The sequence below is a fragment of the Streptomyces atratus genome, assembly GCF_900119365.1.
Classification (GTDB): Bacteria; Actinomycetota; Actinomycetes; order Streptomycetales; family Streptomycetaceae; genus Streptomyces; species Streptomyces atratus_B.
In genome coordinates this window covers 154627-164047 of record NZ_FPJO01000018.1, presented here as the reverse complement: position 1 = coordinate 164047, position 9421 = coordinate 154627, and the positions used below count along the sequence as shown (strand labels likewise).

General features: G+C 71.0%; 7 protein-coding genes. 1 reads left to right on the top strand and 6 read right to left on the bottom strand.

From position 1 onward, the window contains the following. Positions 1–2685 (top strand): non-ribosomal peptide synthetase (locus BT364_RS26575; RefSeq protein ID WP_072487748.1); only part of this gene is annotated, 2685 nt, incomplete at its 5' end. Positions 2686–3152: 467 nt separating this feature from the next. On the opposite strand, the gene sbnB is transcribed toward BT364_RS26575, so the two are convergent. The 6 genes from sbnB to BT364_RS26545 all read right to left on the bottom strand — a co-directional run bounded on the left by sbnB (position 3153) and on the right by BT364_RS26545 (position 9192). Then, positions 3153–4160 carry a 2,3-diaminopropionate biosynthesis protein SbnB gene (sbnB, locus tag BT364_RS26570; protein WP_072487747.1) on the bottom strand — a complete coding sequence of 336 codons (1008 nt, stop codon included), beginning with the start codon at positions 4158–4160 and terminating at the stop codon, positions 3153–3155. Positions 4161–4185: 25 nt separating this feature from the next. Next, positions 4186–5133: a 2,3-diaminopropionate biosynthesis protein SbnA gene (gene sbnA, locus BT364_RS26565; protein WP_072487746.1), complete on the bottom strand. Its 948-nt coding sequence runs from the start codon at positions 5131–5133 to the stop codon at positions 4186–4188. After that, positions 5130–6356 (bottom strand): glutamate synthase-related protein, encoded by a 1227-nt coding sequence (locus tag BT364_RS26560; RefSeq protein ID WP_072487745.1) that lies wholly within the window; start codon positions 6354–6356, stop codon positions 5130–5132. The genes sbnA and BT364_RS26560 overlap by 4 nt, the downstream gene beginning before the upstream one ends. Then, positions 6353–7366, bottom strand: coding sequence for an asparagine synthetase A (locus BT364_RS26555; protein ID WP_072487744.1), 1014 nt, complete (start codon positions 7364–7366; stop codon positions 6353–6355). Before BT364_RS26555 ends, BT364_RS26560 begins: the two co-directional genes overlap by 4 nt. 85 nt (positions 7367–7451) lie before the next feature. After that, entirely contained in the window at positions 7452–8735 is a 1284-nt protein-coding gene (locus BT364_RS26550) for a methylaspartate mutase (RefSeq protein WP_072487743.1), read from the bottom strand. Next, positions 8722–9192 (bottom strand): cobalamin B12-binding domain-containing protein, encoded by a 471-nt coding sequence (locus BT364_RS26545; RefSeq protein WP_072487742.1) that lies wholly within the window; start codon positions 9190–9192, stop codon positions 8722–8724. Before BT364_RS26545 ends, BT364_RS26550 begins: the two co-directional genes overlap by 14 nt. Positions 9193–9421: the final 229 nt, after the last annotated feature.

Below are 9421 nucleotides of genomic sequence, written 5' to 3'. Positions count from 1 at the left end.
ATGCTCACGGTGGGGGAGCGGCGGGAGGTGTTGGTCGAGTGGAATGGTGTCAGCGGTCCGTATCCGGACACTGCGACCATTCATCGGCTTGTCGAGGAGCGTGTCGCGGCCAGTCCCGATGCGGTTGCTGTCACGCATGGGGGGCGCGGTTGGACCTACGGTGACATCAATGCCCGCGCGAACCGGCTCGCCCACCACCTGCGCGGCACGGGTATTTCCCCGGACACCCTGATTGCTGTCTGTCTCGACCGTTCGCCCGAGCTCATCGCCACGCTGCTGGGCATCCTGAAGGCCGGTGCCGCGTTCGTTCCTCTCGATCCGGACTATCCGACCGACCGGATCACCTACATGGTCGAGGATGCGGGTGCTCCGTTGGTCATCACCAGTTCCGGTCTGGGCGACCGGCTTCCGGGGGGGTTCGCGTGGCTGCTGGTCGACACTCAGTGGCCGGCAGGTCCGGACACCGATCCCGATCCGCTGGCCTCTCCGGATGATCTGGCCTATGTGATCTATACGTCGGGTTCGACGGGCAGGCCGAAGGGTGTTGCTCTTGAGCACCGGGGTGTCGTGAATTATCTGCATTGGTGTGATCAGAACTATCCCGCGCACATCCCGGGCGGGATCGGCTCGGTCCTGTATTCGTCGGTGACGTTCGATCTGACGATCACGGCGCTGTTCCTGCCTCTCATCCAGGGCCAGCAGCTCGTCATCCCCGTCACCGCACCGGACCAGACGGCGTTCGACGCGGCGATCGACCTGATCTGCACCAACACCCCGATCAGTTTCCTCAAGGCGACTCCTTCGCATCTGGAGGTCCTTGCCGCGCATCTGGAGACCCGTAGCGCGCGTCATCACATCACCACCATCGTGGCGGGCGGCGAGAACCTCGCCCCGCAGTTGGTCGCCCGGCTCCTGAGCACCAGCAGCACGCGAACGACGTTCAGCAACGAGTACGGCGCGACCGAGGGCTCGGTGGCGAACGTGATGAGCCTGACGACCGCACCTGATCCGCACGGGGGCACCACCACGCTGGGCCGGCCGATCACGAACACCACCGCCTACGTCGTCGATCACCACAACCAGCCCGCACCCGTCGGCATCCCGGGCCACGCCCTGCTGGGCGGTATCTGCCTGGCCCGGCACTACCACAACCGGCCCGACCTCACCGGGCAGCGCTTCACCCCCAACCCCCTCACCCCGCCCCGCCCCGATCCGCGCACTTACCACACCGGGGACCTGGTCAAATGGCGGCCCGACGGCACCCTTGAGTTCATCGGCCGGATCGACAACCAGATCAAGCTGCGCGGCTACCGCATCGAACTCGGCGAGATCGAAGCCGCCCTCAGCACCCACCCCCACATCCACACCACCACCGTCACCACTCGCGAAGACATACCCGGGGACAAGCGTCTGGTCGCCTACGTCGTGCCCGCCCCGGGACACGACGCCGACGCGTCCGAACTCCGCACCCACCTGCAGCGGCAACTGCCGGACTACATGGTCCCCAGCACCTACGTCCCCCTCGATCAACTGCCCCTGACACCCAACGGAAAGGTCGACACCAAGGCCCTTCCCGCGCCCGGCCACCACCGCCCCGAACTCGCCACCACCTACACCGCACCCCGGAACTCGACGGAGGAGACCATTACCGGCGTGTGGTCCGACGTCCTCGGCGTCGACACCGTCGGCATCCACGACAACTTCTTCGAACTGGGCGGACAGTCGATCAGCTCGGTGCGGGTGGTTTCTCGGCTGCGGGAATCCGGTCTGGACGTCTCCCTCCAGCAGTTCGTGCGGCACCCGACGGTGGCCCAGCTGGCGGCCGCGCTGGACGTCCCGCAAGTGGTGTCGGCCGGGCTGGTGGTGCTCCTGTCGTCCGTGGCGGACCCGGAGCTGCCCGTCCTTTTCTGCGTGCACCCGGGCGGCGGCAGCACCCACCCGTACCGGGCTCTCGCACGATGCCTGACGGGCAGGTTCACCGTGTACGGCGTCCAGGCGCCGGGACTGAACGCGGACGAGGCGCCGCTCGTCGGGATCGAGTCGATCGCGGACCGGTACTGGCGGGAGATCCGCCGTGTGCGGCCCGCGGGCCCGTGCACCATCCTCGGATGGTCGACCGGCGCGGTGATTGCCCACGCGATGGGTGTGCAGGCCCCGGAGGAGGTGGCGGGTCTGTACCTGCTGGAGCCGGCGGTGACCGGCGACGACCAGCGGGACCGCTTCCAGCGACACGCCGAGGTGTACCGCCGGGTGAACGAGTTGTGGCGCCGCGGTCAGGACGAGCACGGTGCCGAACGGGCCACGACGGAGCGGGAGCTGCGACGTCTGGCTCCGGAGATGAACCTCGACGAGGATCTGGTCACGCTCGACGAGTGGCTTCCCTTTGCGGTACTGGAGGCCGAGGTGCGCTCGCTCGCCGCCTACCGGCCCGGCCGCTCGGTGGCCAGGGCGACGCTGTTCGTCAGCGACACGGTGCGCGACGGCAGCGGCGACGAGGTACCGGAGGCCCGGTACCTCGCCCACTGGCGCGGGCTCTACCCGGCAGGTCTGGCCCAGCGGGCGATGCCGGGTCGTCACATGGAGATGGTCAGGGGCGACGAGCAACTGGACGCCGTGGTAGCCGCGTTGCGGGAGGCGGTGCCGACCGGCGGCGCCGACCGGGAATGGGAGCTGCTGCAGGTCTGACCGCGGATCGTCGCCGGAGTACGGGAGCCGGCAGAGCCGACGAGGGGCCCACCACGGAAACGTGGTGGGCCCTCGTCATGTTCGTCGGCTCGCCGTCGTCCGTGAGCGGCGGTGGCCGTGGCCTGGGGAGCGCGCCGCTCTGCTCGGTCCCTTCATCACCCCGGCCCCACCGGGGCTCCACCCGACCCGCCAGGCCGGACCGCGCGGTGCACCGGGGCCGAAAGGCCGCTGCGGGGGCCCGGCCCGCGATGTCGGCCCGGGGCGGCGGGGGCTTCGGAGCCTCGGGGCCTCCCTGCCCGGCGCTGCCCCGGGCCCCCGCTGCCGGTGACGTCTCCACCCCGGTCCTCCCGCATTCCCTTCCTGCCCCTTTCGGCGCACATGCCGACGCCCCGGTCTCGTGGTCCCACCATGTGTTCGGTGGGAGCGCGAGACCGGGGCGTCGGAGGATGCGGCCGGTGCCGCCCGGCTCACCAGCGCTTCAACTCGGAGAAGAAACCCGGTATCTCGGTGGCGCGACCGGTGCGCAGGGCGGTTCGGTAGATGTGGTAGCCGACGGCCAGGTCGAGGACGCCGAGGCCGAACGGGGAGAAGACGGTGGGGCGGTCGTGGGCCAGGGTCACATCGCCGCGCAGCACGTCGGCCAGTGTGCCGTCGATGAAGTCGCGCGTGCCGTACTCCATCTCCGTCAGATGGGGCGAGGTCTGCGCGGTGAGGCAGTGGTCGATGTCGTCCAGGACGTTGTGGCACTTGATCATGACGGTGGGGTGGATGTCGCGCAGGGACAGGTTCAGGATGAGCTGGCCCGGCAGGAGGGTCTGCTGGTCCGTCAGCCAGGGCGCCGGCGCGGTGGTGGCGAGGATGACCAGGTCGGCGGTGGCCAGGGCCGCGTCGATCTGTGCCACGGTGCGGGTCTGCCAGCCGTGGGTGCCGGCGGCGTAGGCGGCGAAGGTCTCGGCGTACGCGTCGACGTGGTCGTGGACCAGGCATTCGCGGACGTTGGTGCCGCGCGCCGCGAGGAAGTCGGAGACGGTCCGGCCGATGACGCCGGCGCCGACGAAGAGCACCGTCTTCGGGTTGTCGCCGTCGGCGAGGGTCTCCACGGCGAGCGCGGCGGACGCCGCGGTGCGGGCGGCGCTGATGCCGGACGCCTCCAGGCAGGCGAACGGGTAGCCGGTCCCGGCGTCGTTCAGCAGGAGGACGGCGGAGGCGCGCGGCAGGTTCTGGCTCACGTTCTGCGGGTAGCTGGCGATCCACTTGAGGCCGGAGACCGGTGTGTCGCCGCCGAGGTGGGCGGGCAGAGCGATGATCCGGGCGCCGGGATCGTGCGGGAAGCGCAGGAAGTGGCTGTTGGGGTTCACGGTGGCCCCGCGGCTGTGCTGGAGGTAGGTCTCCCGCACGAGGTCCAGGACGTCCGACGGCGCGGAGTCGATGACATCCTGGGTAACGGAGCCGTCGATCACGTGGAAGGTTGACATCGGTGGTTGCCTTTCGCGGGCGGGATCAGGTGAGGACGCCGAAGTTCCGCTCGACCCAGTCGTTGTTGTAGACCGTGCCGAGGTAGCGCTCGCCGAGGTCGGGAGAGATCGCGGCGATGCGGGAGTCGGCTGGGATGGTGTCGGCGCGGCGGCGGACAGCGGCCAGGACTGAGCCGGTGGAGCCGCCGGTGAGCAGGCCGTGGGTGCGGGCGAGCAGCCGGCACTCGCGTATGGCGTCCTCCTCGGCGACCAGTACCACGTCGTCGGCGAGGCCGGGTTCGAACAGTTCGGGGATGCGGCTGGCGCCCAGCCCGGGGATGCGTCGCGGGCCGGGTGCGGCGCCGAAGACGACGGAGCCGAGGGCGTCGACGGCGACGATCCGGGTGTGCGGCGAGAACTCGCGCAGGTATTGCGCGCAGCCGACGAACGTGCCGGTGGAGCCGACGCCGATGAACAGGTAGTCGAGATGCTGGACCGTCTTGAGCAGGGTGCGCGCGGTCTGTTCGTAATGGGCGCGCGGGTTGGCCGGGTTGGCGTACTGGTTGAGCCAGACCACGGTCGGGTCCGCTTCGATGTGGCGCCGGATGTGGGCGATGCGGGACTGGAGGAAGCCGCCGTTGGCGTCGACGGTGTCGACGACGACCACCTCGGCGCCCAGGGCACGCATGTGATCGATGCTGGTGGCGTTGGTGTTCGGGTCGACGACACAGGTGAAGCGGTAGCCCTTGGTGGCGCAGATGGAGCTGAGGGCGATACCGAGGTTTCCGGACGAGGACTCGATGACGCGGGCGCCCGGCGTGAGGACGCCGCGGTGCTCGGCGTCCTCGATGAGACTCAGCGCGGTCTTCAGCTTGACGGAGCCGGCCGGGTTGAGGCCCTCGATCTTCAGGAAGAGGTCCGAGCCGGGCACCATCCGGGGCAGCAGGACGAAGAGGTCGTCGGTGACCAGCTCGTAGGTGTGTTCGTAGATCATGACCGGGGCTCCCAAAGGTCTTCGGGGCCGGTCTCCTCCGCCGCGTAGCGGCCCAGTGCGCTGACAGCCATGCGCAATTCCAGTGCCATGGCGTCCAGCAGGCGTTCGAGGCCGTGCTCGGGGTCCTCGTCGGCGGCGATCAGTGCGGCGCGGCCGAGGCCGACGGCGCGGGCGCCGAGGGCGAGCAGTTTCACGGCGCGGATGCCGTCCCAGACACGTCCGCTGGCGAGGAGGGTGCGGCCGGCGGGGTCGACGCGGCGCAGGCATTCGGAGAGGGGCAGTCCGACGTGGCCGAGGAAGCCGGTCGGGGCCCAGCCGGTGCCGCCCTCGGCACCGTCGACGGCGACGGCGTCGGCGCCGGCGTCCCAGGCGATGGTGGCGGCTTGGTCGATGTCGCGGCCGGGGAAGAGCTTCACCCAGCAGCGGGCGCGCGGGTAGTTGTTGCGCATGAGCTGGATCTGCCGGCGGAAGATCTCGTCGGTGAAGGTGCCCGGGCTCGCGCAGCGCAGGATCGAAGAGGCGCTGGGGCCCAGCCGTTGGACGGCGTACTGTCCGGCGAGGTCGGCCGCGACCGCTTCGCTGATCATGGTGAGGCCGCCGAGGCCGGGCTTGGCACCCTGGCCGACCTTGAGTTCGAAGCCGAGGCGGCCGGTGGTCAGGAGGCCGGTGACGGCGGGGTCGCTGTAGACATGGTTCCAGACCTCGGAGTCGGCGTCCTCGGTGCTCTGCTGGACGCAGATGCCGCCTACGCCGTCGGGGAGTTCCTCGCAGTACGCATGGACGCGTTCCAGCAGGCCCTTGCGGTGGTCGTCGCCGCTGGAGCGGAAGCCGTTCATGGGGGCGACGTTCTCGCCGATGACCATGGGGATGCCGAGCCGTCCGGCCTGGCGGCTGAGGGCGAGGCTGATGCCGGTGACGCGGGTGGAGCCGAGAGCCGACAGGTAGACCGGCAGCGGGGCGGTGAAGCCGCCGAGGGCGGTGTCGAGGCGGACATCGGAGTAGAGGGGTTCGCGGCCGAGGTCGATGAGCTTGGCCAGGCGGCCCGGCATGAAGACGGGCGGGGCCAGGCGCAGTCCGTCGATCTCGTCGCCGGCGGATTCGGGGGCGGCGCCGAAGACGGCGGTGCCGTAGCTGTTCAGGGGCGGGAAGACGGCGGCGGCGCCGTCGCGGGCCCGGGCGCGGACGGTGTCCTCGGGCAGGCCGGGTGCAGCCAGCTGGGTCACGGCGACACGACCCCCGCGATCTTCGGGAAGGCTGTGGTCCGCCAGACGGAGTCCAGGCCGGTGACCCAGCGGGTCAGGCGCTCCAGGCCGATGCCGAAGCCGGCGCTGCTGGGGATGCCGTTCCGGGCGACATCGAGGTACCAGGCGTACTTGGAGGGGTTCTCGCCGGTTTCGCGCATCCGGGTGACCAGGGCCGCGTAGTCGTACTCGCGTTCGCTGCCGCTGCACAGTTCGCCGCAGCCCTCGGGGGCGATGAGGTCGAAGTTGAGCAGGGTGCCGGGCTCGGCCGTGCTCTCCTTGTCGTAGAAGCCGCGGGAGCCCTTGGGGTAGCCGACGATGAAGAACGGGGCGTCGGCCTGGCGGGAGATGCGCTCCTCGGCCTCCCACTCGATCTCGGTGCCGGCGGCCTGCGGGTACCCGTCGCGGCGCAGACCGTCGACGACCTCGCCGTGCGGGACGCGGGCGAACGGCCGGGCCACGCGGCGGCGCAGGGCGTCGGGGTCGCGGCCGAGGACGGCGAGGTCGTCGCCGCACTCGTCGACGACGGTGGTCACGGCGTAGCGCACCAGCCGCTCGGCGACGCCCATGGCGTCGTCCCGGGCGGCGCCCGCGTACTCGACGTCGATCTGCCGGAACTCGGTGAGGTGGCGGTGGGTGCTGCTGGTCTCGACGGGTTCGAGGCGGACGTTGGGCGCGATGAGGAAGATGCGGTCGAAGGCCAGCAGCGATGCCTGCTTGTAGAGGATGGCGCTGGTCATCAGCTTGTAGCGGTGGCCGTAGTAGTCGACATCGACCTGCTTGGCGCCGCGCGAGCCCGGGTCGGTGACGGGGCCGATGACCGGGTGGGCCATCTCCACGGCGCCGTCGGAGCGCAGGAAGGAACGGGCACCGGCCATGAGCGCCTGCTGGATGCGCAAGGCCGCGTGGGTGCGCGGGTCGCGCAGGTGTTCCAACGGTGAGGGCAGCGCGGCGGCCTCGGGCGCCGACGGGAGATCTGTCTGAAGTGTCATGTTTGTTCTGTCCTGTCCTGTCGTTGCCGGGTCGGGGGCACCAGCCACCGGTGGCGGAGGGGCACCGGGGCGGGGGCCGCTCGGATCAGCTCGCCCTGTCGAGGCGGGCGGCGGGGTCGTCGTAGCGGTTCTTGACGTGGTTGAGCGCCTGCAGCAGTCCGGACGAGGTCAGCCGCCGGGACGGCTGTGCGGCGGTGGGCCGGTCGAGCGGGAGCGACCCGGTGCGGGACCACTCCAGCCGGCCGCGGTCGGAGATGAAGCTGCGGGTGCGCCCCGCGTTGTCGGGGTGCAGGCAGAAGGGGACGTCGAGGTAGCCGTGGGCGAAGGCGCGGATCAGGGCCTGGCCGAGGTCGTCGTGCAGGTTCAGGACGGCCTCGACGAGGGAGCGGGCCTCCGCCTCGATGCCGGTGGACGGCGGCGGAGCGGCCGGCCGTGTGGTGCGGGCGGCAGCGGCGGCGGTCTCCAGCGCGATGACGTTCTCCTCGACGGAGGGGATGCGGGCCGACTCCGCCGGTGTCTTGACGATGAGCCGGGTGGCGCCGGTGCGCACGGCGAGCCGGGCGGCGTCCGCCACGAGCCGCAGCGCACCGTCCCAGGTCTCCGGGTAGACGCCCATGTACGCGTAGACGACCACGTGCCAGGAGGTGTCCGGGAGTTGGTCGGCGGCGAGGGCGCGCAGCGCGTGGACGGCCTCCTCGTCCTGTTCGCGGCTGGTCTGCTGGGCGTAGCTGAGGGAGATGCTGCGCAGGCCGTGCTGGCGGAAGAACATGGCTTCCAGGACGGAGAGGGCGACGAGCAGGGAGGGCGGGCAGAGCTGGCCCAGCATGCAGCCGCCGAAGGTCTCCAGGTGCGGTTCGGTGCCGGCCTCGCGCAGGGCGGCGAGCCTGCGGCATGCTTCGGCCCAGGCGCGGACCGAGGTGGCCAGCGGGGTGCGGCCGTAGGGCAGGCAGTAGGAGACGGGGCCGCCTTCGGTGGCGTCGAGTCCGGCGGCGATGAGGGCTTCGACGATCCGGCCGGGTTGTGCGGAGCCGTGCCGTACCTGGACGGGGAAACCGGGGCCGTGGACGCCGTCGAGGAGACCGGTGGTGGTCTCGATGGGCATGCTGACCAGCGGATAGCCGTTGAGGTGGTGGTCCTGGGCGACGGCGCGGGCGGCGGCGGCGTAATCGCCGACGCGGGTGAAGCTGTCCAGGGTGAGGGTGCCGACGGTGGTGGCGTCGGCGGCACGGGTGGCGATCAGGCCGGTGCGCATCCGGGCGGGGTCGGCGAAGCCCATACGGGGCTGCACGACGAGGCTGCCGGTGCGGGCGGCGTCGGCAATGAAGCGGTGGAAGGCGCCGCCGGCGGGGGCGGGTTCAGCGGACGGCATCGACGTGGGGCCTTCCGTGCCGGTGCTCGGGCAGGGTGTCGAGCAGGGCGAGCAGTCCGGGGACGGCGTTCGCTCCGGTCAGGACGGCGTCGAAGCCGGCGTCGGTGAGCGAGGCGTGGACGTCCGGGGCGATGGTGCCCGAGGTGTTCAGCTTGCCTCCGACGACGAGCGGCACCCTGGCCAGCGCCGGCACGGCGCGCACCGCGCGGGCCAGGCCCGTGGCCTCCTCGGCACCGTGTCCGTTGACCGTGCTGACGACGATGAGGCCGGGCGTGCGGGCCGTGGCCTCCTCGATCAGGACGCCGACCGGGACGCACGCGCCGAGATTGGTGACCTCCCAGCCCTGTTCCTCGAGCAGTAGTTGCAGGAAGAGCAGGTTCCAGGTGTGTGAGTCCGAGGCGATGGTGGTCAGGACTGCGTGGTGCGGGTTGTCCGGGGGCTGGCGATGCGGGTACACGACCGGCTTTTCCTCTCGACACCGTTATGGGGCCGCGACCGCTGCGATCGGGCCGGGTACCCGTGAAGTCGCCCTCCGTGGGGGCGTCCGGGCTGTGCACTAGTGACGCCGTCCATGGTGGCCAGCGGTGATCGCGAGCGGCACTGGGCAGTTGTGACCATCCCGAGGGGCGTCATTTGTGTCCACTGGGGTCGCGCGTCCGCGCGTCCTAGCCTGCTCGTCGCGGACG